The following is a 26984-nucleotide window of genomic DNA, read 5'->3' as shown; positions in this document are numbered from 1 at the left end:
CACCACCAAAGGAACACCCTCATGCCAAGCCCCAGCCTGCCCGATTGTGACCGCTCGGCATCAGCCCTTAGGCAGGGCCGCCGGCCTGGAGCTGCACGCCGCCTGGCCGCAGCGGCCGCCGTCGTCGCCCTCCCCCTGACTATGGCCGCGTGCACGGACAACGCCGCACCTTCACCGACCGCGGGGGCGGCCGGACCCATCCAGGTCACCAGCACCAGCGATGCCTGCAAGGTGTCCACGGCCACCGCGGGAAGCGGCAACCTCACCTTCACCGTCAAGAACGACGGCGATCAGGTCACCGAGTTCTACCTGCTGGCGGAGGACGGCCTGCGGATCCTGGGCGAAGTGGAAAACATCGGCCCGGGGCTGACCCGGAACCTGGTGGTCACGGTCCCTGCCGGCAAGTACAACACCGCCTGCAAGCCCGGAATGGTGGGTGAGGGCATCCGCGCCAGCTTTGACGTGGCCGACTCGGGCACCCAGCCGGCAGTGGACAAGGACCTGCAGGCGCTCATCGGCCAGGGGACGGCGCAGTACGCAGCGTATGTCAAGGACCAGACCGAACAGCTGGTGGCCGGCACCAAGAAGTTTGCCGAGGCCTACGCCGCCGGCGACGCTGCCACCGCGAAAGAGCTCTACGCCGCAACCCGCATGCACTGGGAGCGGATCGAGCCGGTAGCCGAGTCCTTCGGCGACCTCGACCCCAAGCTGGACGCCCGCGAAGCGGACCTGGCCGAGGGCGAGGAGTGGACCGGCTGGCACCGTGCCGAGAAGGATCTGTACCCGCCGGCCGGGTTCCAGGCACTGAGCGCCGCAGAGCGTGAAAAGCTGTCAGCCCACCTGGTGGCCGACACCGAGGAGCTGGCCAAGCGCACGCGGACGGTGGAGCTCACTGCCGACAAGCTGGGCAACGGCGCCAAGGAACTGCTGGACGAGGTGGCCACCGGCAAGGTCACCGGCGAAGAGGAGGCCTGGTCGCACACCGACCTGTGGGATTTCCAGGCCAATGTGGACGGCGCCCGGATCGCGTTCGAAAACCTCAGGCCCGTGCTGGAGCAGAAGGACCCGGAGCTCGCCAAGACCCTCGATACGAAGTTCTCGGAGCTGCAGGCTGAACTGAAGACCCACGCCAGGGGCGACGGCTTTGCCTACTACAACGAACTGACCCCGGAACAGATCCAGCGCCTCGCCGCACTGGTGGATTCCCTTGGCGAACCGCTGTCCAACCTCACCGCGGCAGTAGTGCTGTGACCGGTTGCCCCTTCGGCGGTGGCCAGGGCCGCGGCCAGGGCGGAGTCCAGCGGGACACGTCCCCGGCTGCTGCCGCCGCCGCAACCGACACTGACGGGGCCGCCACCGGGGGCGCGGCTGACAAAGAGGTTGCCGGGCGCGGCGTGTCCCGCCGGCGCATGCTCTCCTTTGCCGGTGTCGGCGGCGCCGGCGCGCTGGCAGGCCTCGCCGCCGGACTGCTGGGGCGCGACGCCGTCTTCGCGTCGAACCCTGCCGCCGAGGTGACTGCCGCCGACACGGTCCCGTTCTACGGGGACCGCCAGGCGGGAATTACGACGCCGGCACAGGACCGCCTGCACATGGCCGCCTTCGATGTCATCACCGAGGACCGCGACGCCCTGATCCGGCTCCTCAAGGACTGGACTTCCGCTGCGGAGGACATGACCCAGGGGCGGGAAACCGGTGAAACCGGGGCAGCCGGCGGGTCCTATGACGCCCCGCCGCAGGATACTGGTGAAGCGATGGGCCTCAGCGCCGGCAAGCTCACCGTCACCTTCGGCTTCGGCGCCAGCCTGTTTGAAAAGGACGGGAAGGCACGGTTCGGGCTCGAGGGCCGGCGTCCGGACGCCCTGATAGACCTGCCGCATTTCCCCGGCGACGACCTGCAGCCCGGACGCAGCGGCGGAGACATCATTCTGCAGGCATGCGCCGACGATCCCCAGGTGGCCGTGCACGCCATCCGGAACCTCGCCCGGTTGGGGTTCGGGAAGGTCCGCGTCCGCTGGTCGCAGCTGGGCTTCGGACGCACGTCCTCCACTTCCCGGGCTCAGACGACGCCCCGCAACCTTTTCGGCTTCAAGGACGGCACCAACAACCTCAAAGTCGAGGATGCCGGCCTGCTGGACAGCCATGTCTGGGCGGGGGGCGGCACCCGGGCGGGCGAAGCCTGGATGCAGGGCGGAAGCTACCTGGTGGCGCGCCGCATCCGGATGCACATCGAGATCTGGGACCGGACGTCGCTGGGCGAACAGGAAGGCCTGATCGGGCGGACAAAGGCCGAGGGCGCTCCGCTGTCCGGTGGCCAGGAATTCACCGCCCCGGACTTCAACATCCAGGGCAGGGACGGTGAGCCCCTGATGGGAGCCGACTCGCATGTCCGCCTCGCCCATCCCGACCAGAACGGCGGCGTGAGGATGCTGCGCCGGGGGTACAACTACACGGACGGTTCCGACGGCCTGGGGCACTTCGACGCAGGCCTGTTTTTCATCGCCTTCGTCAAGGATCCGCGCACGCACTACGTGCCCATGCAGATGGCCATGGCCAAGCAGGACACGCTGGCCATCGAGTACCTCAAGCACACCGGCTCCGCGCTGGCCGCGGTGCCGCCGGGCATCAGGCCCGGCGGCTTTATCGGCGAAGGCCTGTTCAGCTGACCGCGCCTTAGTTGACCGCAGCCGTGGCTTGCTCCTGTGCTGCAAGGTAACGGAACAGCTGCTGGAGTCCGAAGCGCCATTCCGGCAGTTCCTCCGCGGCGCCCACTGTATTGACCAGGGCGCCAAGATGGCGGCTCCGTATGGTGACCGCGTCCCCCATCCGGTGGGTGAATCCCTGCCCCGGCACGTCACGGTCCTGCGTGGGTGCGAACGGCGTGCCCGTGAACAGCGCGAACCCGTCAGGGTACTGATGGTGCTTGCCGAAGGTCGCCGCTACCAGTTCCTCGAACGGACGGCTGATCCGGGCCACGGTGTTCCGGCCCTCCAGCTGGTAACCGTCCACGCCCTCCACCCGGAGCAGGATCTCTTCCTGCCGCAGCGTCTCGAGTGTGAACGAGTCGTCGAACAGCCGGATCAGCGGCCCCAGCGCGCTCGAGGCGTTGTTGTCCTTAGCCTTGCCCAGGAGCAGGGCGCTGCGGCCTTCAACGTCGCGGAGGTTGACGTCGTTGCCGAGCGTGGCGCCAACAACCCTGCCCGTGGACGTGGCGATCAGCACCAGTTCCGGTTCAGGGTTGTTCCAGGAGGAGAACGATGGGATTCCAATGCCGGCGCCGAGGCCGACGGAGGAGAGCGCCGGTGCCTTGGTGAAGACTTCGGGGTCGGGGCCAATGCCCACTTCCAGGTACTGCGACCACAGTCCTTCGGCGATTAGCACCCGCTTGGCTTCTGCGGCCTCGGGGGAACCCGGCCGTACGTCGCCGATGCTGCCGCCGAGGGCCCTACCCACAAGGTCACGCATTTCGGCGGCCCTGCCGGCATCTCCGCCGCAGCGCTCCTCGATGACCCGCTCAATCATGCTGTCCACGAACGTCACTCCGCAGGCCTTGATGACCTGGAGGTCAACGGGCGCCAGCAGGTGCGGACGGGACGTGTCCTGTGACAGCGACGCCTCCAGCACGTCAGCCGTATTCCAGCGCGCCATCGTCATGGCGGAGGGGACGTCAGCCGCCGGATCCGGGCGTTCCAGCAGCTCCGAGACAGTACCGGCAACGTGCTGCAGGTCGAACACGTCGGCGCCCCGCACCGCCACAACCCGGGGTCCTGAGGTTTCCACATCCCAGAGGCGTCCGATGAGAAGGGCGTTCTGCGCGTCCTCCGGCAGAACCAGTGCGGGCGAAGCGGTCCGCGCGGTCACAGCTTGCCGTCCTTCCGGGTAGCAAACGGATGCTGCCAGGCGCCGTCGACCCTTTGCGGAATGTTCCACGGGTTGGCGTCCTGCAGGGGTTCCGGCAGCCGTGACGCCGGGAAGGATTGGAATGCCACCGGCCGCAGGAACCGCCGGATGGCGGCTGTCCCCACGGAGGTGGTTCCCGACGTCGTGGCCGGGTACGGCCCGCCGTGGTGCTGTGCGTAGCTGACGGTCACTCCTGTGGGCCAGCCGTTCCAGAGCAGGCGCCCGCTAATATCCGCCAGCCTGCCGGCGAGCTCAGCCACGTCGTCCTCCAATTCGGCGTGCAGCGTGGTGGTCAGCTGCCCCTCCAGCAGCCCGGCAAGGGCGGCGAGTTCGGATTCGCCGCTGTACTCCACCACAAGGCTGGCAGGGCCGAACATTTCCTGTCGAAGGATCCCTGGGTCGTGGCGCACCGCATCGGAAGTCGTCAGCAGAACAGTGGGGGCCGGCGCTTCGGCGAAGTCGCCCTCAACCAGTACCTGCACGCCTGCCGTGTCCCGCAAGTCAGTAACTGCCTGCCGGAACCCTTCGTGCAGCCGTTCACTGAGCAGTTGCGCCGGGGCAAAGCCCGCGAGGGCCCGCCGGAGACCGTCCCGGACCTCGTCAGTTTGCCCGGCCGGGACGAACAGCACGCCCGGCTTGGTACAGAACTGCCCCATACCGAGGGTGAGGGAGCCCGCATAGCCGTTAAGGATCTCCTCGCGGCGCGCAGACCATGCGTTGCCCGTGACAAAAACGGCGTTGATGCCGCCCAGCTCGCCGAAGAACGGGATAGGTTCCGGCCGCACAGCCGCACGGTTGAACAGCGCCCGGCCACCCGCCGTCGAACCCGTGAACCCAATGGCCTTCACCAGCGGGTGGTCAACCAGCGCTTCTGCCGCCTGGCGGCCGGTGACCTGGGAGAAGAGACCCGACGGCGCCCCGGCTGCCTCAAGTGCGGCGGTCACCGTTTCTGCCGTGCGGACCGCGAGTTCCCGGTGGCCGTCGTGCGCCTTGTGGACGACGGCGCAGCCGGCCGCCAGCGCGGACGCGGAATCGCCGCCCATCACGCTGAAGGCGAAGGGGAAGTTGGACGCCCCGAAGACCCCGACGACGCCAAGCGGGACGTTGTAGCGGCGCAGATCCGGCCGAGGCCCCATGGCCCAGGCGCCATCTTCCTGGTCGATCGTCGCGTCGAAATGCTCACCCCGACGAATTTCGTCAGCGAAGAGGCGGAGCTGGAAGGCGGTACGCTTCAGTTCCCCCCGGAGGCGGGGCTCGGCCAGGTGCGTTTCCCTGGCTGCGATCCGGATGAGGGCATCAGCGTTGCCTTCCAGGCCGGCGGCCACCGCTTCAAGCCAGGCTGCCCTCGTTCCGGGACTGGCCAGGCGGGCCTTCTCGAACGCTGCGTGGGCAGCCTCGACGGATTCGTTCAGTTCTGCACCGGTGGTGTTCATCGGCCGGCTCCCGCGGGTGCAAGGCTGGCGCCCGTGACGGCGGCGCGGTTGCCCACTTCAAGCCACCCGGCGCCGGAAGGGAAATCCCAACGGGTCCGCGATGCGGTCAACATTTCCGCCCCCGTGCCCGGTCGTTCGGGCGCGGCATAGCGTCCGTTGATGATCCGGACCGGTTCCGCGAAGTGCTCGTGGAGGTGGTCAACGTATTCGATCATGCGGCCGTCCTGGGTTCCGGTGATGGCTGCGTAGTCGAAGAAGGAGAAGTGCTGGACAAGCTCGCACAGTCCCACGCCGCCCGCGTGCGGGCAGACCGGGACACCGAACTTGGCCGCGAGCAGCAGGTTGGCGATGTTTTCGTTGACGCCGCCTACCCGGGTCGAGTCGAGCTGGAGTACGTCGATGGCGCCTGCCTGGAGGAGTTGCTTGAACACGATGCGGCTGGCCACCGCTTCGCCGGTGGCAACGCGCACCGGCGAGATTCCCTTCCGGATCTCCGCGTGGCCCAGGATGTCATCGGTGCTGGTGGGTTCCTCAATCCAATACGGCTTGAACTCGGCAAGCGCGTTGACCCATTCGATCGCCTCGGACACCTCCCAGCGCTGATTGGCGTCGATGGCGATGGGAAGATCGCCCACGGCCTGCCGGGCGAGGGCCATGCGGCGGCGGTCGTCAGCGATGTCGCCGCCCACCTTGAGCTTGATCATTGAGAAGCCGTCTGCGGCCGCTTCCTTGCTTAGCCGGACCAGTTTGTCGTCGCTGTAACCCAGCCAGCCGGGCGAGGTGGTGTAGGCGGGATAGCCGTCCGCCCTGAGACCCGCAATGCGGGCGGCCTTGCCGTCCTGGCCAGCGCGGAGGATGTCCAGCGCCTGCTGCGGGTTCAGGGCGTCGCGGATATGGGTGAAGTCGACGACGTCCACGATCTCTTCGGGGGACATCTCGCTCAGGAGCAGCCAGAGCGGCTTGCGTTCGCGGCGGGCGCGGATGTCCCAGAGCGCGCTGACCAACGCGCCGGCCGCCATCTGGGTGACGCCCTTTTCCGGGCCGAGCCAGCGGAGCTGCGAGTCGTGAATGAGGCGCTTGGAAGCGTTGCCCAGGTCGTAGATCAGTCCGTCGATGTCCCTACCCAGCAGGAGCGCTGCATAGGAGTCGATGGCCGCAGTCAGGATCTCGTTGCCCCGGCCGCAGCTGAACACAAAGCCGTGGCCTTCTTCGCCCGAATCGGTGCGGATGACGGCGTAGGCGGCGGAGTAGTCGGGGTCAACATTGACCGCGTCGGACCCGTCGAGTTCCAGTGAGGTGGGAAAGCGGACGTCCTGGGTGTTGATGGAAATGATGGAAGGCATGGATCTCTTCTCTCGGATTGATCTGGAGGGTTGCATGATTTCCTATATGAATTTCCATAATCATATAGGAGATGTGATCCAGATCAAGCGACGCCGGGGTTGCGGCCCTCCGACGACGTCCCGAAGGAAGAAAAAAGCCCCGGCCGTCGGGCCGGGGCTTATGTTCACTCCATGATGTGCCGTCGGGGAGGGCCGCTGCCCACCAGTGGAGCGAGGTCCGCGTGGCCTTCGAAAGCCTGCGCGAAGCGGGCAAAGGAGTTCCGGATATGCTCCGCCATGGCAGCTTCGGCCTGCTCGGGCTGGCAGGCTTTGATGGCCTCGCGGACGGCCGAATGCTCCGTAACCGTTATTGCGCCGTCTATGTCGGCCGGGTAGAGGCGGAATGTGTGCAGGTGGCAGTGCGTCTGCGCGAAGGCGTGGCGGACCACGGTGTTGCCGGCCGCGGCCAGGATCGTGTCGTGGAACCGGGTGTCGTGGGCCACCAGATCCTGCCGCAGGTCGCCATCGGACTTCATGGTGCGGCGGAACGCCGCAATTTCCTTTTCGAGGGCGGCGGACGGGTTGGCGAGGCGGTCAACGGCGGCAGAGCGTGCCGCCCAGGGTTCCACCAGCAGCCGGAATTCAAAGAGGGAGCGCAGTTCGGCCAGATCCAGCAGGGGCGTGGTGCTATAGCCCCGGCCGGGGTTGTAAACCACGAGGTTGTCGCCTTCCAGGCGCTGCAGCACCTCACGCACCGGGGTTTGTGAAACGCCGAGGCTCCGCGAAACTGCGTCGATGTTGATACGGGTGCCGGGTGCTATTTCGCCTTCGAGGATGGAGGCGCGCATGGACGAATACACGTCACTGACAGCGGCTTTGCCTCGGGAGATATCGGAAGACTGACGTGGGGGCACGCGCTGACCTCTTAGTGCTGGTTGGATGCGCGGCTCGGGTTGGAGTCGCTGGGGGAATCATATTCCACCGGGCGTGCCGGAGCCGCTGCGGATGTTTTTTCGGTGAAGGCTTGATCTCGATCACATTAGCTATATGATTAACCAGATTCCTATATGATTTGGCATCGATATCTTCGGTGTCTTCCCCGGTGCCAGAGGCACCCGAAGCCATGTTTACGTCGAAGGAGACCACATGACTGCGCTCGGAAGTAAAGTTGCCAGTACGTCATCCCTCAAAAATCCCCGCACTATGACCCGGAAGCGCTGGGCCATTATCTGGCTCGCCTTTGTCGGGTTGAGCATCAACTACCTTGACCGCTCCAGCCTTAGCGTTGCCCTGCCCTTCATGGGCAAGGACTTCGAACTCTCTGCCACGCAGCAGGGCCTCATCTTCGCTGCATTCTTCTGGGCCTACGACTTCTGCCAGCTGGCGGCCGGCTGGTACGTGGACAAGGTCGGCCCGCGCAGGTCGTTCTCGCTGGCCGCCGTCTGGTGGTCTGTCTTCACTATGGTGACCGCAGCCGCAACAAGCTTCTGGTCCCTGTTCGCGGCACGGTTCCTCCTGGGTGTCGGCGAAAGCCCCGCTCCCAGTACCGCGGCCAAGGTGGTGGCCACCTGGTTCCCGGTCCGGGAGCGGGCCTTTGCCACCAGCATCTGGGATTCGGGTTCCCGCGTGGGGGCCGTGATCGCGCTTCCCATCGTGACCCTGATCGTGGCGCTGACGTCATGGCACGCAGTGTTCATTATTATCGGCGTCGCCGGCCTCATCTGGGCCGCCGTCTGGTGGAAGGTATACCGCAGCCCCCAGGATCACCCCCGGGCGAACGCCGCCGAGGTGGCCTACATCGAGGAAGGCGGTGCCCGCGGCGAGGGCAGCGACGACGCAAATGCCGCGAAACTGCCCTGGCGCTCACTCTTCAAGTACCGCACGATCCTCAGCATGATGTTCGGTTTCTTCTGCCTGAACAGCGCCATCTACTTCTTCATCACGTTTTTCCCGAGCTACCTCGTCAAAGAGCGTGGCTTTGATTTGCTCAAGCTGGGCTTTTTCGGTGCAATTCCAGGTATCTGTGCGGTGCTTTGCGGCTGGCTGGGCGGCTACCTGGCCGACCGTGCTGTTCGGCGCGGCGTCTCCGTGACCAAGGTGCGCAAAGCCACGATTGCCGGCGGCTTGATCGGCGGTTCCGTCATTATGTTTGCCGCCCTCGCACCGGAGGCATGGATGGCGCTGGCGCTCCTATCCGTCGCCTACTCAAGCCTCACCGTCGCCGCGACCGGCATCTGGTCGCTGCCCGCCGATGTTGCGCCGAGCTCCAAGCATGTGGGATCGATTGGCGGCCTGCAGAACTTCGCCTCCAACCTCGCAGGCATCTTCACTCCGATCCTGATCGGTGTGCTGGTGGACCAGACGGGATCCTTTGTAGCCCCGCTCGCGGTCATCGGTGCAGTGTCGCTCCTGGGTGCCGCCAACTACCTGTTTGTCATGGGCGACATTGAACCCCTGAAAGTCAAGGAAGCAGTACCGGCGGCGTAACCGCCGAAAGGGCGGCGGTGACCCCGGTCGGGTTGCCGCCGCCCTTAAAGCGTGCGCCTTTGGAGGAGCCCTTGCTTAATGCGTTAGTGACGACTAACGTATTTTCTGTGCCTGATCTTCTGGAAGTCGCGACGGAGCCCAACAGGCGGGCGCTGCTTCGGCTCCTGGCAGAAGGGGAGAAAACGGTCACCGAGCTGTCGGGCCACTTTCCGGTCAGCAGGTCGGCCATTTCCCAGCATCTGCTGCTGCTCTCGGAAGTGGGGCTCGTGACCGCCCGGAAGGACGGGCGGAACAGGTACTACCGGCTGGACAGTGCCGGGATGGTCCGGCTGCGTGAACAATTCGAGGCCTTCTGGACAACCGAACTGGACCTGCTGGTGGCCGACGCCGGCCGGCTGGGCCCGCAATCATCGCAAGGGAATATCTGATGACATTCAACAAGACAGTGTTTATCCCGGTTGACCCGGACGCCGCCTTCGCGCTCATCACGGAGCCGGAGCGCCTGCGGCGCTGGAAGGCCGTGGCGGCGCGGGTGGATCTTCGCGTGGGCGGGGACTACCGCTGGACCGTCACGCCGGGGCATTCGGCGATGGGAAGTTTCACCGAAATCGAGCCCGGCAAGCGGATCGTCTAGACCTGGGGGTGGGAGGGCGACGCCGGGCTGCCGCCGGGAGCATCGACGGTGACCGTGAACCTGGTAGCTGTCGAGGGCGGAACCACCGTCCAGCTGATTCACGAGGGGCTCACAGAGCAGCAGGAGGCCAGCCACGCCGAAGGCTGGAACCATTTCCTCGAGCGGCTCGTCCTGCTGGCCACCAACGGCGATGCCGGCCCCGACGAGTGGGCTGCGGCCCCGGACCCCATCGACGAACTCTCCAGCGCCAGCGTCCCTGGCGGTTGCCCAGCGCGTCCTCCGGCGGCTCAAGGATTCGGACCTTGGTGTGGCAACACCGTGCGAAGACTTCACAGTTGATGCCCTCCTGGACCATCTCTTTGGCTCGATCGCATCGATCGGCAAGGCGCTCGATGTGACGGTTGCGGATCAGCCGTCCGCCACGCCGGAGGCCAGGATTGCCGACGCCGCGCAAACCACGCTGGAGGCGTTCCGCGCCCGCGGCACGGAGGGAGCCTTGGACATGGGCTTTGCCGAGCTGCCGGCAACCCTGGTTGCGAACATCCTGAACCTTGAACTGCTGGTCCACGCCTGGGACTTCGCCACGGCCACCGGGCAGGAGCTCAGCGTCTCGCCGGCCCTGTCCGACTATGTCCTGGGCCTCGCACGGAACACCATCAGCCCCCAGATGCGCGGCAAAAGCTTTGCCGCCGAGACATTGGTTGACGAATCGGCGGCAAGCATGGGACGCCTGGTTGCCTTCACCGGCCGGCAGGTTGCCGGACTCTAGGCCGGCTCAGCGACTGTCCGGTGGGCTTCGCGCCGGGCAGGGGGCGGCCGAGGCATTCCGGCCCGGCCGCGCAGAAAGCGAACATCACGCTGAAAGGACAAGTCATGAGCAAGTTCATTTACATCTACAAAGGACCGGCCACGCCGATGGACCAGTTCGCGCCGGAGCAGTCCGCGGAACAGATGGCCGCCTGGGGTGCCTGGATGGAGAAGCTGGGCCCGGCACTGCTTGACGCCGGCGCACCGTTCGCTGCCGGCACCTCGGTGGTGGACGACGGAACCCTCGCTGAAGCCTCCGACCTGAACGGCTACTCAATCGTGGAGGCCGACACCCTCGACGGGGCCACGGCGCTCGCGGACGGCCACCCGTTCCTGTCACAAGGCAGTGGTAAGTTCAGGCTTGAAATCGGGCCAGTACATCCTGACCGAAGCGGACGGCATCACCGCCGTCCGCTTCGTCCTGGACCTCAAGCTCCCCGGCCTCATGAAAGTCCCCGACGGCCTGGTCACCAAGACCATGCAGGCGGAGGTTGCCCGGCTCCGGGAACTGAAGGCCGTCGTCGAAACACGCCAGGTCCGCTGAAACTCCGGGGGTTCCCTTCGGGCGGAACCTTCTATAACGTTGTACAGATGTTGTTAGCGCAAACTCCTCCCATGGGCTGGAACAGCTGGGACTGTTTCGGCACCACTGTCACGGAGGACGAAGTCCTCGCAAACGCCGAGTTCATGGCCGCCCACCTGGCGCCGCACGGCTGGGACACCGTCGTCGTCGACATCCAGTGGTACGAACCCGCTGCCAAAGCGGGCGGCTACAACGACGGCGCCGCCCTTGTCCTGGACGGCTTCGGCCGCCAGTTGCCGGCCTTGAACCGCTTTCCCTCGGCTGCGGACGGCAAGGGCTTTGGCCCGCTGGCCGCGAAGATTCACGCCCTGGGGCTGAAGTTCGGGCTGCACATCATGCGCGGAATACCGCGCCAGGCGGTCCGCGACCGATTGCCGGTTGCCGGAACGGCCTTCACGGCGGACCAGGTGGCGGACACCGGCTCCGTCTGCGACTGGAACACTGACAACTTCGGGCTTGACCACGGCCACCCCGGGGCGCAGGCCTACTACGATTCGCAGCTGGCACTGTTCGCGGAGTGGGGTGTGGACTTCGTCAAGGCGGACGACATGCTGGGGCCGTACTTCACTTCGGAGATCGCCGCCTACCAGGACGCCGTCGGCAAATCCGGGCGGGACATGGTCCTCAGCCTCTCGCCCGGACGGGTGCTGTCCCTCGCGCACCTTGAGCACCTCCGTTCCAACGCCCAGATGTGGCGCGTCTCGGACGACCTCTGGGACAAATGGGACGACGTCGACGCGCAGTTCGCGCGTATGGCGCGCTGGGCGCCGCACCAGCAGCCGGGAGCCTGGGCTGACGCGGACATGCTGCCGGTGGGCAGGATCGCCCACCGGGCGGAGCGCGGCCCCGAACGCCTCACCCGGCTTACCCCTGACGAGCAGCGCGCCATGATGACGCTGTGGTGCATGGCCCGCTCGCCGCTGATGCTGGGCTGCGACCTGCCCTCCTCGCCGCCCGAAACCCTGGAGCTCCTCACCAACACCGACCTGCTCGAGGTCCTCAAGGCGAGCCGCAACAACCGCGAGCTCCTCCGCGACGGGGAGCTGGTGGTCTGGGCCGCCGAGAGCACCACGACGGCGGACCGTTTCGTCGCGCTGTTCAACACCGGGGAGGAGCCCCTGGAGGCGGCTTTTCCCCTGGGGGATCTTGGCCTCGGGGAGAAAGCCTCGTGGGACTCCTGGTCCGCAGTTGAAGCGTGGTCCGGGGAGGACGTCCGGCCCGGGGCGGCGAACTCTGGTTCCGATTTGCCTTCCGTCGTTCTGCACTCCACGATTCCTCCCCACGGCGTCCGGTTCCACCGGTTCACGCCGGCCACAAAGGTACTGACGCCGCCGGCCTGAACTGCCACACTGGTCCTGATGCAGGCATTCTTCGACGGACTCCTCAACGCCAGCCCGCTCCTGGTGGCCTGTGTTGTGTTCGCCCTCGTTTTTGCCGAGGACGCCCTCTTCATCGGCTTCGTCATCCCCGGCGAAACCGCGGCCGTGGTGGGCGGTGTGATCGCGGCCAAGGGCAGCATCCCGCTCGCGGCGATGATTGCTGTGGTGGTCTCCGCCGCGATCCTGGGCGACACCGTGGGCTACGAAATCGGCAAGCACCTGGGACCGCGGCTGATCTCGCGGAAGATCTTCGACCGGAAACGCCCTCAGCTGGACAAAGCCCGGGACTTCCTCAAAAGACGCGGCGGACCGGCCATCTTCCTGGGCCGGTTCACCGCCTTCTTCCGCGCCGTGATGCCCGCGTTGGCCGGCCTCAGCGGCATGCCGTACCGGCGTTTCGCGCTCTGGAACATCACCGGCGGCGTGCTGTGGGGGAGCCTGTTCGTAACGCTCGGCTTCCTCGCCGGAGACCTGTACGACGAGGTGGCCCGCACGGCCGGATGCGCCGCCGCCGTCGTGGTGGCCGCCGTGGCCGCGGCCGTGTTGGTCATCTGGCAAATCCGCCGGCACCGCGCAGCAGCCGGTCGCCAGCCCGTGCGCAACGCCAGGCGCACCGACCACACACGCTAGTGAATGCGGAGTGGCGTGGAGCTTCCGCCTGTTCCAAGGATGGCCACGGTTAACGGTTTGAAGTGCCGATGTAGCAGGCCTATTTTGTCGGTGCCCAGTGGCAGAGTTATGCCATGGAGGCCATGGGGGAAGATCCAGCACGAGGCGCATTGCCATGGGCAGTGTTGCCTGCTGTGCTTCCCGACGCGCGCTTCCGCGGCCTCCGCAGAGTCACGTCCGGGACGGCGCAGGCAGCTGGATTGGCGGCTGCTTTAACGTCCGACGGCGGCGGATCCGGTGAGCTGGCCCGGAGCCTTGAGCTGTTGAAGAGTGTGTGTTCGACGGCGGTCGCTGACGCCGAGCTGCGTGATTTCCGTGAGGCAGCTGGTTTCGCCGCCGATGTTGAGGAGGTTTCCCGGGCCGTCGAGTATCTGCAGGTGGTCGCGGCCGGGTCCGTGGCCCGGACCCGGCGCGAGGCAACAGCAGCGGCACGCTCAGGGTCGGGCGCGGCGGTTGGTTGGACCACGGGGTGGGGAGACGAGGCGGCGGCAGTACAGAGGCCTGTGGGCTGGACGGCCCGGGGTGACGGGTGGATCACCGGCCCTGGACACGCTGTGGCGGAGGAGGGGCGCGAACCAAGGCCTGCAGTCGTGAGGTCCGCTGTGCCGAGGCTGACCCGGGATCCGGCTGATGACGGGTGCCGGAACGCAGCCGAGTTCCTCCGAGACAGTTTGCGGATCGGCATCGCTGAGGCCCGCCGCCGCCTCAGCCTCGCCGAGACAGTGCTTCCGCGGACCGGGATCAGCGGGCACATCGAGCCGGCGGAACGGCCCGTGCTCGCGGCCTCCGTCGCCGCAGGGACTGTGGCGTCCCGGTCCGCGACCATCATCACCCTGGCCCTGGAGAAGGTCCGGCACCACGCCCCCGAGGAGACCGTGGCCCGGATGGAACACCAACTGACTCGGCAGGCTGTGGAGAGTGATGCCGATCTGCTGTCCCGGGTCGGCCCGGCGCTGGATCGAGGGGATCGATCAGGACGGGTCCGAACCGTCCGAGGAAGAACTCCGCCGCCGCCAGGGCGTGTTCCTCCGGCAGGCCCGCCGCGGCCTGCAGCACATCGAAATCTTCGCGACACCGGACCAATGCGAGCCCCTCCTGACCGTGATGAACACCGCCACGAACCCCCGCACCAGGGAGGGCTGCACGGACGCCGCGCCCCGATGATGCCCTGGACTTGCGGACCCGCCCTCAGCGGCTCCTCGACGGCCTGGTCGGCGCCTGCAAAGCGTCCCTCACCACCGGAGGTCTGCCAGCGGCGGGCGGGCTGAAGCCCCAGGTCATGGTCACCATCGACTACCGCCACCTGCTGGACCGGCTCGGCCGCCTCAACCCGGATACCGGAACCCCAGGCACCGGAACCCCACGCGCCGGAAGCACAGCCACCGTCACAGGCACCGGCATCCCGCGTACCGGGTCATTCGTGTTCACCGGCCCGGTCAACGCTTCCACGGTCCGGAAGATCGCCTGCGACGCGGACATCATCCCCGTCCTGCTCGGCAGCGAAGGCCGCATCCTGGACATCGGCCGCACCACCCGGATCTTCCCGCCCCACATCCGCAAAGCCATCACCGCCCGCGACCAAGGCTGCGCCTTCCCCGGCTGCACCATCCCCGCCCCCTGGTGCGAAGCCCACCACATCAGTTACTGGTCGTACGGCGGACCCACCAGCACCGATAACGGAACACTGCTCTGCTCCCATCACCACCACCTCATCCACAAGGAACAATGGACCATCCAGGTCAAAACCGGGGTCCCCTGGTTCATCCCGCCACCGCACATCGACCCACGCCAAAAACCACAACGGAACAGCTACTTCAGGCTCGAATGACACAGCTCTCGAATGACGTAGTTTGGGAACGGCATGCGTTCACGGCGCCACGTTGCAGATTGGCATGCAGATCGGACAAGGCAACATCAACCAGGAGGGCTGGGTTGATGCAAGGACAGCTAGGCGCCGAGGTCAATCAGCGGCACCGCCTCGGGCCGCCCGCACCGGCTGGCCACCTTCACGGCCTGTCCCAGGGCAGCTGATTCCAGCACGGATTCCATCACCTCGAGCACATGGAAGGCCAGCTCTCCGCCGGCCCGCGGCTCCTCTCCGGCCGGAGTTCGGGCGAGGTCGTGCAGCCCGTAACCGCGGGCGGAACCCACATATCCGGCCGAGACAGGAAGTACATCCCAGCCGTCGCCGCCCAGTGTGCGGAGCTTGACCTCGCCGTCGAAGTGGTTGGGATCGGGCACAATCAGCGACCCGGTCTCGCCCTGGATCTCCAGGTTGGCGGCCTGCGTGGCCACCGCATCGAAGCTCATCACCAGCGTGGAGAGTGCGCCGGATTCATGCACCAGCACCCCCGTCACATGCGTGTCCGTGCTGACCGGAACGGTCTCGCCAGCGCGCGGCCCGGTGCCGATGGTCCTGGTGCCGCGGGTGTGGCTTGCCGCGCCGATCACAGAGGCCACCGGCCCCAGCAGTGTGACCAGTGCGGAAACGTAATACGGGCCCATGTCCAGCAGCGGCCCGCCGCCGGGCACGTAGTAGAAGTCCGGGTGCGGATGCCAGAGCTCATGCCCGGGCGTCACCATGGTGGCCGTCGCTGAAATCGGCGCCCCGATCCGGCCGTCGTCGATCGCCTTGCGCGCGGTCTGGATGCCCGTCCCCAGGACCGTGTCCGGCGCGCAGCCGACGACGACGCCGGCCGCCGCTGCGGCCTCGAGCACCTTGCGTGCCTCCTCAGTGGTGGCGGCCAGCGGCTTTTCGCCGTAGACCGCCTTGCCGGCGGCGATGGCACGCATCGCGATGTCCGCGTGGGCTGCCGGGATGGTCAGGTTCAGGACCAGATCCACCTCCGGGTCCGCGAGCAGCTGGTCCACGCCCAGCGCCCGCACACCCGGTTGCCCGGCCGCCACGGCCTCCGCGCGGGCGGAATCGAGGTCTGCGACGGCAACGAGCCGGACGGTGGTCAGCCGCGGGAACGTGGCCAGGTACGCGGCGATGATGTTGCCGCAGCCCACCACGCCGATCCTCAGCGGTGACGCGGACGCGGGTTCCCTTGCGGTGTTTCCTAGCGGCTCGCCCACAGCATGCCCCTTTCGATGATGGTGCGGACGTTGTTGTCCTTGAGGATCTCCACGCTGTGGCCGGGGGTGGCCACGAAGATCCGGCCTTCGCCCCACGACCGCGTCCACACCGCGGGTGCGACCACGTCCCGGTGCCACGAGTCCTTTTCCCGGGCGGGCAGCGTGGTGGTGGCCAACACGTCAATGTAGTCGTCGGACAGCACCCAGTACTGTTCCGTGAAGAGGTCAAAATCGCCGATTCCCGCTGTGATCGGATGTTCGGCAGCGGCGGGAAGCATGTTCACGGTGTACGTCCGGAAATTGTCCGTGGCGTCCCCGTGCAGCTCGCCGTGGTCCTTGACCGGATGGCAGGCGAATTGCCCGCCCACCAGAAGCAGGTAGTCGGAGTTGTTCCGGTACGAATCGGCGATGCCGCCGTGCCAGCCCGCCAGTCCGGTGCCGGCCTCGATCGCGGAGCGGAGCCCTTCGAATTCCGCCTTCTCGATGGTGGTCATGGTGTTGCACTGCACGATCAGGTCGACGCCGGCCATGTACGCGGCGTCCGCGTACATCGCCGTTGACTCCTCCACCCGCACGGTGAAGCCCTCTTCGCGGAGGAACGGAATAAAGAGATCGGTGGCTTCGACGGGCTGGTGGCCGTCCCAGCCGCCCCGCACCACCAAAGCGTTTTTTGTAGCAGTCATTGTTATGTTCCTTCTCGTCAGTCCACTGAAGTCCAGCGGGAATCCTTGCCTGCACTGTGTTCCACTGCCGCCAGCACCCGCTGCACCTGGAGGGCATCGGAGAACGACGGCGTGGGCTGGGTTCCGGCTCCAATGGCCGTCACCAGGTCCACCACCTGGTGCGTGAAGCCGTGCTCGTAGCCGAGCCCGTGGCCCACCGGCCACCAGTTGCCGGTGTACGGGTGGTGCGCCTCCGTGACGTTGATCCGGCGGAACCCGAGGGACTCCGGGTCGGCGCGGCTGCCGCCGTCGTAGTAGTTCAGGTAGTTCATGTCCTCGAAGTCAAAGGCGATGGACCCGCGTGAGCCGTTCACTTCCAGGCGCATGGCGTTCTTCCTGCCGAGCGCCGCCCGGCTTGCCTCGAAGACGCCGATGGGGCCGCCGTCGAACCGTGCACTGAAGATCACCGCATCGTCCACGGTCACCGCTCCGCGCTCGACGTCGGCACCCGCCGCGCCGTTCCCGCCCAGGCCCACGAAGTCGCCGCCCACGGGACGTTCCTTGGTGAAGGTCTCCATGATGGCCGAGACGCCGGTGATGCTCTGGCCGGTGACGAACTGGGCGGCGTCGATGCTGTGCGCGCCGATGTCGCCGAGGGCCCCGGATCCCGATTTTGCCTTGTCCATCCGCCACGTCAGCGGGGCGTTCTCGTCCGAAAGCCAGTCCTGCAGGTACTGTGCGCGCACCTGGCGGATGGTCCCCAGCTTGCCGTCGCGCACCATGGACCGGGCCAGGGCGAGGGCGGGGGTGCGCCGGTACGAGTACCCGCACATCGCGAAGACACCGCGGGCCGCAGCCGCTGCGGCAACCTCTGCCATCTCCTCGGCCTCCGCAACGCTGTTGGCCAGCGGCTTCTCGCAGAGCACGTGCTTGCCGGCCCGCAGGGCGGCGATGGCGATCTCGGCGTGGGTGTCGCCGGGGGTGCAGATATCCACGAGGTCGACGTCGTCGCGTTCCACCAGCGCGCGCCAGTCCGTTTCGGTGCTGGCCCAGCCCAGGCGGCGGGCGGCGGCGGCCACCCGGACGCTGTCCCGGCCGGCGAGCACACTGAGCTCGGGGACCAGAGGCAGGTCGAAAAATCTCGGCGCAGTCCGCCAGGCGTGCGAGTGGGCGGCGCCCATAAAGGCGTGGCCCACCATGCCTACCCGGATCGGCGGGGCGTCTGTGTGTTCGGGCGTACTCATAGGTGTGTTCTCCATTGACGGGCTACTTACTGAAACCGGCGGTGAGTCCGCTCAGCAGCTGGCGGCGGCCCACGACGTACAGGACGAGGATGGGCAGGGTAGTGAGGACCACGGAGGCCAGCACCGCGGGGATGTTCACGCTGTATTGGCCCTGGAAGGTCCAGAGCGCCAGCGGAAGCACCCGCAGTTCCGGGCTCTGGGTGAGGATCAGCGGGAGCAGGAAGCCGTTCCACACGCCCAGTCCGTTGTAGATGGCCACGGTGACGATGGCGGGCTTCACCAGCGGCAGCGCGAGCCGCCACATGGTCTGCCATTCGTTGCAGCCGTCCAGGCGCATGGACTCGAAGAGCTCGTCCGGCACGTCCCGGATGAAGTTGGCCAGGATCAGCACCGTGAGCGGGATGCCGAACGCGATGGACGGCAGGATCAGGGCCAGCAGGCTGTCGTAGAGGTTGAGCCGGATGATCAGCAGGTAGACCGGAATGATGGTGGCCTGCAGCGGAATGGCCAGGCCCATGAGGAACAGGCCGTTGACCAGCTTCAGGAACCGGCCGCGCCCGCGGACAATCGCGAAGGCCGCCATGAAGGAAAACAGAACCGTGGGCAGGACGGCTCCCGCCGTGACCAGCGAGCTGTTGAGGAAGTACCGCGCGAAATCGGCCTCCAGCACCATCCGGTAGTTGTCCAGTGTGGGGTTCGACGGCGGTGCCAGCGGGTTCTCGCTGAAGTATCCCGCCTGGCTCTTGAAACTGGTGATGACGATGTAATAGATAGGGATGATGATGACGGCAAGCCAGATCCAGCCGCCCAGTCCGCCCGGGAGATTTAGTTTCCGGATCCGGCGGCCGATGCCCCGGTTGGGTTTCGGCTCCGTGGGGGCAAGGGCTGCGGGCGTTGCTTTGGTGAGGGTGACGCTCATGGTTAGAGTCCTTCCAGCTGGCTGCCGCCGGAGTTCTTGCCGCCCAGCCGTTGCAGCAGCAGGGCCAGTCCGAGTCCCACCGCCACCAGGATGACGGCGATGACGCTGGCGGGGCCCATCAGGTTGGCCCGGAACCCGGTCAGGTACATGTCCAGGGCGAGGATCCTGGTGGAGTTGCCCGGCCCGCCGGCGGTGAGCACGAAGATCAGGTCGAAGTAGGTCAGCGAGCCCACCACCATGAGGGTGGAGGACGTGATGATGGTGTATTTCAGCTGCGGCACCGTGATGTAGAAAAACTGCTTCACCCGGCCCGCGCCGTCGATCTCGGCAGCCTCGTAGAGGGATTTGGGGATCTGCCGGACACCGCCCTGATAGATCAGGGTATGGAACGGAACAAACTGCCATGCGATCACGAAGATCACCAGGAACAGCACCAGCTGGGGCTGGCCGAGCCAGTCCTGTGCCAGGAACGGCAGTCCGAGGCCTTCCGCCAGCCCGAAGTTGGGATCCAGGAGTGCCTTGTAGGCGATGGCGATGGCCGCCGAGGAGAGCAGCAGCGGCAGGAAGTAGAGCACGGCCAGTACTGCCCGGTACTTCTGGCTGCCGGCAGTGAAAGTGCCCAGCAGCAGGCTGATCGGCGTCTGCACCAGCCAGGAGACCACCATGATCACGAAGGTCAGCCAGACCGCGTTGTACATGACGGGGTCGGACAGGACGGCGAGCCAATTGTCCGCGCCGGCCATGCTGATCGCGCCGATGCCGTCCCAGTTGGTGAAGCTCAGGGCAACGACGCCAAGGAGCGGAAGGACGGCGAAGACCGCGAAGAACAGGAGGGCGGGGAGGACCATCCAGCCCAGGGACCCGCGGCGGGCCCTGCCCTCACCGGAAGTACGGTCCCGGCCTGTAAGTTCCCGGGCTACACCGTCCGATGCTGCAGGCTTCCGCGTTGTGAGTGGGGCGGCGCTCATTTCCCAAGCGTCGCATTCATGTTCTCGGCGAACTGCGCCGGGGTGATGGACTTGAGGAACAGCTGGTCGATGTTGCTCAGCAGCGCTTCCGCGGCGGTCGGGCTCAGGGCCTGGTCCCAGGACTGCTGCAGGCTGGGGGCGTTCTTGCTGAGCGTGTACACGTAGTTCAGGAAGTCTTTGTCCTCGCTGGCGGCGAGCTTGTCCTCGATGCCCTGCACGATGGGCACGGCGCCGGAGGAAATGTAAGAAGTGATCTCGTCCGTGGTGAGCAGGCCGTCCTTGAAGAACTTCTTCGCCGCATCTTTTTCCGCGTCGCTCGCCTTGGCGGAGATCGACAGGTACTGGGCGGGGTTGCCCACGGTGTTCAGGGGATCGCCCTTGCCGCCGCTGACGGCGGGGAAATCGAACCAGCCGAGCTTTCCGTCCTGGACGAACGTGCCGCCGTCGTGCTTCATCCCGCCGTAGGTCCAGGCCCCGTGCAGCATCATGGCCGCCTTGCCCGTGAACAGCAGCGCCTGGTCCGCATTGCTGTCCGCCGTGATGGAGGAGAATCCCTTGATGAAGCCGTTCGCCGTGACCAGCTCCTGGATCTTGGCGCAGGTTTCGAGTACTGCCGGATCGGACCAGGCCTTGGCCTTGCCGTCGAAGATCGCCTGAAAGACTTCCGGTCCGCCGATGCGGTCCAACAGGTACTCCAGCCACATCATGGACGTCCAGCGCGACTGGCCGCCGAGTGACAAGGGGGCAACCCCCATGTCATTGAAGGTCCTGGTCAGGGCAATGAGATCGTCCCAGGTCTTGGGCGGCTGGGCATTGGCCTTCGCGAAGAGCTCCTTGTTGTAGTAAAAGACGATCGGGGCCACGGTCTGCGTGGGGACGGCATAGATCTTGCCGTCGACGGTGGCGGCCGCAAAGGAGGACGGGAACAGCTTGGCCTTGACGTCCGGATTCGCGTCGAACCAGCCGGTGAGGTCCTCCACCTGTCCGGCCTGCGCGTAGGTCTTCAGCGTTCCGCCGCCCCAGCCGTAGATGATGGTGGGAGCCTGGCCTGCACCGATGGCGGTTTTGATTTTGGTTTTGTAGGCATCGTTCTGGAAGACGGTGGCCACAATCTTGGAGTCCGGATTGGCCGTGTTGAAGGCATCCAGGCTCTTTTTCCGGATGGACTCATTGGGTTCTCCGGTCAGGGACCAGAAGGTGGCTCCGCCGGCGGGCGCCGTGCCGGGGCCGGAGGTGCCGCAGGCGGTCACCGTCCAGGCTGCCAGGGGAGTGAGGGCCGCAAGGGCAAGGAATGACCTGCGTGAGGAAAGGCGTGGTTCCATTCTGATCTCCATTGAAAAGAGCCGCGGCGTTGCGGCGCTGGTTGGGTGCGGCCGGTGAGGCCGCAGGGACTCGGAACGTGTTCGAAATGTTTCGCAACTAATTCGTTGACTGAGATAGAAGTTAGCGCCGTTGGCGGCCCGGCGTCAAGGGTTTTTACGCGAATCTTGACGACCGCGCCTCCGCTGGTGCAGACTTCAGCTACCGAAATTTTTCGAGAAAGTTGCTGAAATGCCTGCAAAGACACCGAAGGCCAAGCTGAACCTGGCCGACGTCGCGGCGCTTGCCGGGGTGTCCACTCCCACCGTTTCCAAGGTCATCAACGGCCGCGACGACGTTGCGGAGGCGACCCGCGCCCGCGTCCAGAAGGCCCTGGCGAAGCTGGGCTACGAATCGCCGATGCAGCGCAGGGTCAGGTCCACCGGGCCAGCACTCGTGGACCTGGTCTTTGACGGCCTGGACAGTTCGTACTCCCTGGAAGTGATGTCAGGGATTGTCGGCTGCGCCGCCGAAGAGGGCGTGGAGGTGGTCCTGAGCAGCGTGACCCCGGACAAGCTGCAGAACACGGACCACGAGCAATGGTCCCAGCGGCTTTTCGATGCAGGCCGTAAGGGACTCATCCTGGTGACATCCGAAGTCACGCCCGGCCAGCTGGAATCCTTCCGGCGCCGGAACATCCCCGTGGTGGTCATCGACCCGCTCAACCCGCCCCGTTCCGGGTTTGTCAGCGTCGGCGCCACCAACTGGGCCGGCGGCAAGGCAGCCGCCGAGCACCTGATCTCCCTGGGGCACCGGAAAATTGCGTTTCTGGGTGGCCCTGAGGCTGCCGAATGCAGCGTGGCCCGGCTCCATGGATACCTGGCGGCCCTGCGTGCCGCCAGCATCCTGGCGAATCCGGACTACATCGTGACCGGCCAGTTCCAGCGCTACTTTGGCGTCGCCGGTGCCCGCCAGCTGTTCGCCCTCGCAGACAGGCCCACCGCAATTTTCGCCGGCAACGATGCAATAGCGCTCGGCGTCCTGGACGAGGCCCGCCTGCAGGGCATCCGTGTGCCTGAAGAGCTGAGCCTGGTGGGCTTCGACGGGACGGACATCACCGAACAGTCGGTTCCCCGCCTGACGTCCGTGGCACAGCCCCTTCAGGAAATGGGGCGGACGGCCCTCCGCTCCATCCTGCGGCTGGCCAACGGGGAAACCCTGGAATCAACACACGTTGAATTGGCCACCGAACTGGTGGTCAGGGATTCGACGGCGGCGCCCGCCGCCTGACCTGCTGCTACCTGAACTTCCGCGTCTGTGCATCCAGCGTCTGTACTAAAGGCGCCTGTACTTAACCTGCGGGAAAGCACTCTAAACTTGACGGGTCCCCCGCGTATCTCCGACGCAGTCTGTCTTACTGGCAGGGAATAAGGGCGCGATGGTGTATGTTGCATTGCCGTCAGACAAGAACATTAGAAAAGAGAACCCCCTAAGTGGCAACCGATTACGACGAAGTCCGATCCGACGTCAAGGAATCCCAGGACAACTCCCTGGAAGCGCTCCAGTCCGCGAACGCCCCTGATGCACGAAGCGTTGTCCGAGAGCTGGATGAGGCCGACGCACTCGACGATGGCATGGTCCCCGGCGGCGAATTCGTCGCCGAGGAACTGGTGGTCCAGGTCATCCCCCAGGCGCAGGACGAATTCACCTGCTACTCCTGTTTCCTGGTCCGGCACCGGTCCCAGATCGCCCGCGAAAAGAACGGCCACGCCTATTGCGTTGATTGCGAAGGCTAAGCACCGCCACACAGTCTCCCCCCATCCCTGAAGCCGGGACACGGACCCAGGAAATCTCACGGAAACCTGACCGGCCTACTGTGGTCACGAACCATAGTCGTAGGTGCTCTGACAGGAGTGCGCCGGCAGGTCTGGCTATGCCCGATCCTTCTGGTCTATAAACATAGGACCGAGCCGAGCCGTTGAAGGGATTTTCTGATGCATCTGATGCCCCGTGAGCAGGAAAAGCTCATGATCGTGGTCGCCGCGGACCTTGCCCGGCGCCGCCAGGCCCGCGGGCTGAAGCTGAACTTCCCTGAATCCGTGGCGATCATCAGCTACGAACTGATCGAGGGCGCCCGGGACGGCCGCACTGTCGCTGAACTCATGAGCTACGGCACCACCGTGCTAAGCCGCGACGACGTGATGGAAGGCGTGCCCGAAATGATCCACGACGTCCAGATCGAGGCCACGTTCCCGGACGGAACCAAGCTCGTCACCGTCCACGATCCGATCCGATAGGGGCAGGGCCATGATTCCGGGTGAGTACGTTCTGGGCTCAGCGCCTGTGGTGATTAATGCCGGACGCGAGGCAATCGACGTCGTGGTTGTTAACACCGGTGACCGGCCCGTGCAGGTGGGCTCGCACTACCACTTCGCCGAAGCGAACGCCGCCCTTGAATTTGACCGCAAGGCTGCCTACGGCCGCCGGCTGGACATTCCGGCCGGCACCGCGGCCCGGTTCGAACCGGGGGACAGCAAGACCATCCGGCTGATCGAACTGGCAGGCAGTCGCGAGGTTCACGGCCTCGGCAATGCGGTCAACGGGCCGCTCGACGCCGGCAATCCCCGGCAACAAGCGAAGGGCGAGGCCAAATGAGTTTCGAGCTGACACGCAGGCAGTATGCGGACCTGTACGGCCCGACGACGGGTGACGCCATCCGCCTCGCGGACACCGAACTGTTCCTCGAGATCGAAAAGGACCTCACCGTGTACGGCGAGGAAGTGGTGTTCGGCGGCGGCAAGGTAATCCGCGACGGCATGGGCCAGAACGGCCAGGTCCTGCGGGATGAGGACGTTCCGGACACCGTGATCACCAACGCCGTCATCCTGGACTACACCGGCATCTACAAGGCAGACGTCGCGCTCAGGGACGGCCACATCTTCAAGATCGGCAAGGCCGGCAACCCGCAGATCACCGACGGCGTGGACATCGTCATCGGCGCCAGCACCGAAATCATCGCCGGAGAGCGGAAGATCCTCACGGCCGGCGGCGTGGACACGCACATCCACTTCATCTCCCCGGACCAGGTGCCCACCGCCCTCGCCAGCGGCGTGACCACCATGGTGGGCGGCGGAACCGGGCCGGCCGAAGGCACCAAGGCCACCACCGTCACCCCCGGGAAATGGCACATCCAGCGGATGCTCCAGGCCACCGAAGGGATGCCGATCAACATCGGCCTCTTTGGCAAGGGACACGCCTCCGCCGTCGAACCGCTGGCCGAGCAGATCCGCGCCGGCGCCATCGGACTCAAGGTCCACGAGGACTGGGGATCCACCACCTCCTCGATCGACAACTCGCTGAAGGTGGCGGACGAATACGACGTCCAGGTGGCCATCCACACGGACACCCTCAACGAGTGCGGCTTCGTGGAGGACACCATCCGGGCCATCGGAGGCCGGGTCATCCACACCTTCCACACGGAAGGCGCCGGCGGCGGCCACGCCCCGGACATCATCAAGATCGCCGGGCTCCCCAACGTCCTGCCTGCTTCCACCAACCCCACGCTCCCGTACACGCGCAACACCATCGAAGAGCACCTGGACATGCTGATGGTGTGCCACCACCTCAACCCGGACATCCCGGAAGACGTGGCGTTCGCCGACTCCCGCATCCGCGCCGAGACCATCGCCGCCGAGGACGTCCTGCAGGACCTGGGCATCTTCGCCATCACCTCCTCCGACTCGCAGGCCATGGGCCGGGTGGGCGAGGTGATCACCCGCACCTGGCAGGTGGCGGACAAGATGAAGAAGCAGCGGGGCGTGCTCAAGGACCCTGCCGGTGGGGTGCACGGTTCGGCTGCCGGTTTGGGATCGGAGAGCGACAACTTCCGGCTCAAACGGTACGTGGCGAAGTACACCATCAACGCCGCCATCGCCCAGGGCATGGCCGACTCCATCGGCTCCGTCGAGGAAGGCAAGTTCGCGGACCTGGTGCTCTGGGATCCCGCGTTCTTCGGGGTCAAGCCCGAGCTGGTCCTCAAGGGCGGGCAGATCGCCTACGCGCTGATGGGCGACGCCAACGCCTCCATCCCCACCCCGCAGCCGCGCACCATGCGCCCGATGTTCGCCGCGTTCGGCAAGGCCGTGCAGCAGTCCTCCATCACCTTCCTGTCCCAGGCCGCCATCGACGCCGGGGTGCCCGAAGAGCTGGGCCTGCAGAAGGTCATCCGGCCCGTGTCCGGGATCCGTTCGCTCACCAAGGCCGACCTCAAGTACAACGACGCCACCCCGGACATCCAGGTGGACCCGGAAACCTACAAGGTGACCGTGGACGGCGAGGACGTCACCTGCGAACCGGCGGACGTGCTGCCCATGGCCCAGCGCTACTTCCTCTTCTAAGTTCCCGACCCCCGGAGCCCCACGTGATCATCGAGAAAATCCTCGGCAACCTGCACGACCTCCCCGCCTCGGAGGCCGGGGCCGTCGCCGGACTGCACCGGGAAAAAGTGGTGCTGCCCAGCGCCCAGCTGGTCAAGCGCATCCAGCGCGTCACCACGGACCACGGCAAGGAGCTCGGCATCCGGCTGCCGTCAGGTTCCGGGGACCTCCGCGACGGCGACATCCTGCACATCGCCGAAACCAACATGATCGTGGTGTCCGTGCTGCCCACCGACGTCCTTGTGGTGGCTCCCAGGACCATCCACGAAATGGGTGTGGTGGCGCACTCGCTCGGCAACCGGCACCTGCAGGCCCAGTTCTTCGACGCCGCCTCCGAGTACGGTGCCGAAGTCATGGTGTGCCAGTACGATCACACCGTGGAGGACTACCTCAAACACGTCGGAGTGCCCTACGACCGCCAGGAACGCGTGATGCCCGTCCCTTTCCGCCATGCTGAACACTCGCACTGACGCGCCGTCGGCTTCAGCGAACAGCTACCAGCTCGCCCTGCAGCAGCTGACGGACTCCGCGCTGCCTACCGGGGCGTTTGCGCACTCGCTGGGGTTTGAGACGTACATTGAGCGCGGGCTGGTCCACGATGAGGCGAGCTTCGGGGTGTGGCTTGCTGCTTTTGTGGGGCAGCAGCTTTCCTATTCCGACGGGCTGGCTATCCGGTTCCTCTACGAGGGTGTCCCTGTTGCCCAGCTGGATTCGCTGCTGACGGCACAGCTCCTGCCGCGGCAGCTGCGGGAGGCGAGCATCAAGATGGGGACGCGGCTGCTGGAGATCGGCTCCGAAGTTTTCCCTTCCCCGGAGCTGAAGGCATACCGGGAGCTGGTGACCCCCGGCCGCGCCGCCGGCCACCAGCCGCTGGCGTTCGCCGTCGTCGCCCGTTCCCTGGGCGTCCCGCTGACCGAAGCGCTCGCCGCGTACCTTTTTGCCGCCGTCACCTCACTGACCCAGAACGCCGTCCGCGCCATCCCGCTGGGGCAGAACGCCGGCCAGCGGCTGCTGCGGAACGCGTCCGACGACGTCGCTGCCGCCGTCGGGCGGATCGCCCGCCTGGCGCCGGACGACTTCGGAGCCGTGAGCCCCGGACTGGAAATTTCGCAGATGCGGCACGAGCGTCAACGTGCCCGAATGTTCATGAGCTAGCAGGAGGACAGA

Annotated in this window: 27 protein-coding genes and 3 pseudogenes; 20 read left to right on the top strand and 10 right to left on the bottom strand. The window is 66.1% G+C overall.

The window, feature by feature from the left end; genetic code table 11:
- Positions 1-21: 21 nt before the first annotated feature.
- Together efeO and efeB are read left to right on the top strand one after the other, a co-directional pair.
- Positions 22-1251 (top strand): iron uptake system protein EfeO, encoded by a 1230-nt coding sequence (gene efeO, locus J7I79_RS06880; protein ID WP_214951673.1) that lies wholly within the window; start codon positions 22-24, stop codon positions 1249-1251.
- Positions 1248-2663 carry an iron uptake transporter deferrochelatase/peroxidase subunit gene (gene efeB / locus J7I79_RS06875; protein WP_214951671.1) on the top strand — a complete coding sequence of 472 codons (1416 nt, stop codon included), beginning with the start codon at positions 1248-1250 and terminating at the stop codon, positions 2661-2663. The genes efeO and efeB overlap by 4 nt, the downstream gene beginning before the upstream one ends.
- A gap of 7 nt (positions 2664-2670) precedes the next feature.
- Here efeB and J7I79_RS06870 read toward each other — a convergent pair whose 3' ends face one another.
- The 4 genes from J7I79_RS06870 to J7I79_RS06855 form a co-directional block, all read right to left on the bottom strand.
- A complete protein-coding gene (locus J7I79_RS06870) occupies positions 2671-3858 on the bottom strand; it encodes a fumarylacetoacetate hydrolase family protein (protein WP_214951670.1) in 1188 nt (395 codons plus the stop codon).
- A complete protein-coding gene (locus J7I79_RS06865; protein WP_214951668.1) occupies positions 3855-5330 on the bottom strand; it encodes an aldehyde dehydrogenase (NADP(+)) in 1476 nt (491 codons plus the stop codon). The genes J7I79_RS06870 and J7I79_RS06865 overlap by 4 nt, the downstream gene beginning before the upstream one ends.
- Complete coding sequence (locus J7I79_RS06860; RefSeq protein ID WP_214951666.1) at positions 5327-6673, bottom strand: L-fuconate dehydratase; 1347 nt, start codon at positions 6671-6673, stop codon at positions 5327-5329. The genes J7I79_RS06865 and J7I79_RS06860 overlap by 4 nt, the downstream gene beginning before the upstream one ends.
- Positions 6674-6837: 164 nt before the next feature.
- Positions 6838-7542 carry a GntR family transcriptional regulator gene (locus J7I79_RS06855; RefSeq protein WP_311380544.1) on the bottom strand — a complete coding sequence of 235 codons (705 nt, stop codon included), beginning with the start codon at positions 7540-7542 and terminating at the stop codon, positions 6838-6840.
- Between the two features lie 256 nt (positions 7543-7798).
- Between J7I79_RS06855 and J7I79_RS06850 the strand changes: the two genes are divergently transcribed.
- From J7I79_RS06850 to J7I79_RS24740, 11 genes and pseudogenes are all read left to right on the top strand, one after another.
- Positions 7799-9139, top strand: a complete 1341-nt coding sequence (locus J7I79_RS06850) for an MFS transporter (protein ID WP_214951662.1) — start codon at positions 7799-7801, stop codon at positions 9137-9139.
- A 107-nt stretch (positions 9140-9246) separates the two neighbouring features.
- On the top strand, positions 9247-9567 hold the full coding sequence (locus J7I79_RS06845; protein ID WP_214951659.1) for a helix-turn-helix transcriptional regulator: 321 nt from the start codon (positions 9247-9249) through the stop codon (positions 9565-9567).
- A pseudogene (locus tag J7I79_RS24175) lies at positions 9567-10112 on the top strand (SRPBCC domain-containing protein). The gene J7I79_RS06845 and the pseudogene J7I79_RS24175 overlap by 1 nt, the downstream one beginning before the upstream one ends.
- Entirely contained in the window at positions 10081-10542 is a 462-nt protein-coding gene (locus J7I79_RS06830) for a TIGR03086 family metal-binding protein (protein ID WP_214952096.1), read from the top strand. The pseudogene J7I79_RS24175 and the gene J7I79_RS06830 overlap by 32 nt, the downstream one beginning before the upstream one ends.
- Before the next feature lie 104 nt (positions 10543-10646).
- A pseudogene (locus tag J7I79_RS24910) lies at positions 10647-10916 on the top strand (YciI family protein); the annotation flags it as partial.
- A gap of 25 nt (positions 10917-10941) precedes the next feature.
- Positions 10942-11124, top strand: coding sequence for a hypothetical protein (locus tag J7I79_RS24170; protein ID WP_251042482.1), 183 nt, complete (start codon positions 10942-10944; stop codon positions 11122-11124).
- 71 nt (positions 11125-11195) lie between these two features.
- Positions 11196-12503: a glycoside hydrolase family 27 protein gene (locus J7I79_RS06825; protein WP_251042481.1), complete on the top strand. Its 1308-nt coding sequence runs from the start codon at positions 11196-11198 to the stop codon at positions 12501-12503.
- Between the two features lie 18 nt (positions 12504-12521).
- On the top strand, positions 12522-13172 hold the full coding sequence (locus J7I79_RS06820; protein WP_214951651.1) for a DedA family protein: 651 nt from the start codon (positions 12522-12524) through the stop codon (positions 13170-13172).
- A 113-nt stretch (positions 13173-13285) separates the two neighbouring features.
- Positions 13286-14128, top strand: a pseudogene (locus J7I79_RS24750) (DUF222 domain-containing protein); the annotation flags it as partial.
- A 4-nt stretch (positions 14129-14132) separates the two neighbouring features.
- Positions 14133-14375: a hypothetical protein gene (locus tag J7I79_RS24745; protein WP_311380547.1), complete on the top strand. Its 243-nt coding sequence runs from the start codon at positions 14133-14135 to the stop codon at positions 14373-14375.
- Positions 14376-14385: 10 nt separating this feature from the next.
- Positions 14386-15039, top strand: a complete 654-nt coding sequence (locus tag J7I79_RS24740) for a DUF222 domain-containing protein (protein WP_311380533.1) — start codon at positions 14386-14388, stop codon at positions 15037-15039.
- 119 nt (positions 15040-15158) lie between these two features.
- Here the strand turns inward: J7I79_RS24740 and J7I79_RS06810 are convergent, their stop codons facing one another.
- The 6 genes from J7I79_RS06810 to J7I79_RS06785 all read right to left on the bottom strand — a co-directional run bounded on the left by J7I79_RS06810 (position 15159) and on the right by J7I79_RS06785 (position 21404).
- On the bottom strand, positions 15159-16289 hold the full coding sequence (locus tag J7I79_RS06810) for a Gfo/Idh/MocA family protein (protein ID WP_214951649.1): 1131 nt from the start codon (positions 16287-16289) through the stop codon (positions 15159-15161).
- Positions 16274-16972, bottom strand: a complete 699-nt coding sequence (locus J7I79_RS06805; RefSeq protein ID WP_214951647.1) for a ThuA domain-containing protein — start codon at positions 16970-16972, stop codon at positions 16274-16276. The genes J7I79_RS06810 and J7I79_RS06805 overlap by 16 nt, the downstream gene beginning before the upstream one ends.
- A gap of 17 nt (positions 16973-16989) precedes the next feature.
- Entirely contained in the window at positions 16990-18195 is a 1206-nt protein-coding gene (locus J7I79_RS06800) for a Gfo/Idh/MocA family protein (RefSeq protein ID WP_214951645.1), read from the bottom strand.
- Between the two features lie 22 nt (positions 18196-18217).
- Positions 18218-19114, bottom strand: coding sequence for a carbohydrate ABC transporter permease (locus J7I79_RS06795; protein WP_214951643.1), 897 nt, complete (start codon positions 19112-19114; stop codon positions 18218-18220).
- Between the two features lie 2 nt (positions 19115-19116).
- Positions 19117-19962 (bottom strand): carbohydrate ABC transporter permease, encoded by an 846-nt coding sequence (locus tag J7I79_RS06790; RefSeq protein WP_251042507.1) that lies wholly within the window; start codon positions 19960-19962, stop codon positions 19117-19119.
- A 116-nt stretch (positions 19963-20078) separates the two neighbouring features.
- On the bottom strand, positions 20079-21404 hold the full coding sequence (locus J7I79_RS06785; RefSeq protein ID WP_214951639.1) for an extracellular solute-binding protein: 1326 nt from the start codon (positions 21402-21404) through the stop codon (positions 20079-20081).
- A gap of 229 nt (positions 21405-21633) precedes the next feature.
- Between J7I79_RS06785 and J7I79_RS06780 the strand changes: the two genes are divergently transcribed.
- From J7I79_RS06780 to J7I79_RS06750, 7 genes are all read left to right on the top strand, one after another.
- Positions 21634-22671 carry a LacI family DNA-binding transcriptional regulator gene (locus tag J7I79_RS06780; protein WP_214951637.1) on the top strand — a complete coding sequence of 346 codons (1038 nt, stop codon included), beginning with the start codon at positions 21634-21636 and terminating at the stop codon, positions 22669-22671.
- A gap of 203 nt (positions 22672-22874) precedes the next feature.
- A complete protein-coding gene (locus J7I79_RS06775) occupies positions 22875-23177 on the top strand; it encodes a DUF4193 domain-containing protein (protein ID WP_104173883.1) in 303 nt (100 codons plus the stop codon).
- A gap of 198 nt (positions 23178-23375) precedes the next feature.
- Positions 23376-23678, top strand: a complete 303-nt coding sequence (locus tag J7I79_RS06770; protein ID WP_104173882.1) for an urease subunit gamma — start codon at positions 23376-23378, stop codon at positions 23676-23678.
- 10 nt (positions 23679-23688) lie between these two features.
- Positions 23689-24036: an urease subunit beta gene (locus J7I79_RS06765; RefSeq protein ID WP_214951635.1), complete on the top strand. Its 348-nt coding sequence runs from the start codon at positions 23689-23691 to the stop codon at positions 24034-24036.
- The gene (gene ureC, locus J7I79_RS06760; RefSeq protein ID WP_214951632.1) at positions 24033-25778 is read left to right on the top strand and encodes an urease subunit alpha; all 1746 of its coding nucleotides are present in this window, start codon (positions 24033-24035) and stop codon (positions 25776-25778) included. The genes J7I79_RS06765 and ureC overlap by 4 nt, the downstream gene beginning before the upstream one ends.
- 23 nt (positions 25779-25801) lie before the next feature.
- A complete protein-coding gene (gene ureE, locus J7I79_RS06755) occupies positions 25802-26287 on the top strand; it encodes an urease accessory protein UreE (RefSeq protein ID WP_214951630.1) in 486 nt (161 codons plus the stop codon).
- Complete coding sequence (locus J7I79_RS06750) at positions 26268-26972, top strand: urease accessory protein UreF (protein ID WP_214951629.1); 705 nt, start codon at positions 26268-26270, stop codon at positions 26970-26972. The genes ureE and J7I79_RS06750 overlap by 20 nt, the downstream gene beginning before the upstream one ends.
- Positions 26973-26984 lie beyond the last annotated feature (12 nt).

It is taken from the genome of Arthrobacter sp. ISL-69 (assembly GCF_018613775.1).
Classification (GTDB): domain Bacteria; phylum Actinomycetota; class Actinomycetes; order Actinomycetales; family Micrococcaceae; genus Arthrobacter.
The sequence above is the reverse complement of the archived record's forward strand: the minus strand, read 5'-3'. Positions and strand labels throughout refer to the sequence as shown.